The organism is Bacteroides sp. D1, from assembly GCF_000157095.2.
Lineage (GTDB): Bacteria > Bacteroidota > Bacteroidia > Bacteroidales > Bacteroidaceae > Bacteroides > Bacteroides xylanisolvens.
Genome location: NZ_JH114339.1, coordinates 494,873 through 495,862 on the forward strand (window position 1 = coordinate 494,873; position 990 = coordinate 495,862).

1 pseudogene is annotated in these 990 nt (G+C 34.5%); it reads left to right on the top strand.

The annotated features are described in order from the left end of the window. Positions 1–990 (top strand): annotated as a pseudogene (locus tag BSAG_RS25260) (hypothetical protein); the annotation flags it as partial.

The following is a 990-nucleotide window of genomic DNA, read 5'->3' on the forward strand; positions in this document are numbered from 1 at the left end:
AGTGCTGACAATAATCAATGTCCCTTATGATGCTGTTGTAAATGCTCACGAAAATATGCTCTATTATTCATTGATTGGTATATTTGAATGTTTGCTACGTCTGGTTATTGCTTTTGTTTGTGTTTATACCAATAGTGATAAACTGATTGTGTATGGCGTATTGACAGCTATGATTCCTTTGATAACTCTTACGATAATGAAAATATATTGTCATCGTAAATATGACGAATGTGTTTTTTCAATTCGTAAGTATTGGGATTCGAATCTTCTCAAACGAATTACTTCATTTTTCTCCTGGAATTTCTTAACGGCTATATCCAGTCTTGTTTCTTATTATGGTTCGGGCTTGGTGCTTAATCATTTTTTTGGTACCATATTGAGTGCAGCTCAAGGAATAGCCAATCAGGTGAATGGACAATTGTCTAACTTTTCATTGAACTTGATGAAGGCAGTAAATCCGGTTATTGTAAAAAGGGCTGGCAGTCACGATATGGAAGCGATGAATCGTGTAACGTTGGCTAGTGGTAAGTTTTCTACACTTTTAATAGTCCTGTTTGCCGTTCCTTTCATATTGGAAATGCATTATGTTTTAAGAATCTGGCTAAAGGATGTACCGGAATGGACGGCTATGTTTTGTTGTATGCAACTGATTGTTACTGTAATATGTCAATTGACAAATAGTGCCGCCACTGCTATTTATGCAGAGGGAAATATTAAAAGGTATGCTATCTATAAAAGTATTATGAATGTATTGCCTGTATGTTTTACCTATCTTGCTTATACGTTAGGGGGCGCTCCATATTGGCTATATATTTTTATGATAGCAATTTGGAGTATGGGTGGAGATATGGTTATTATTTATTATTCTAATAAACAGTGTGGTCTTAAGATTTCAGATTTTCTGATTCAGGTCGTTTGTCCTGTATTGTGTATTAGCGTATGTATGTTTATTGGAGGTTTTGCTATAAAGAGTTTATTTGAGGAAAGTTT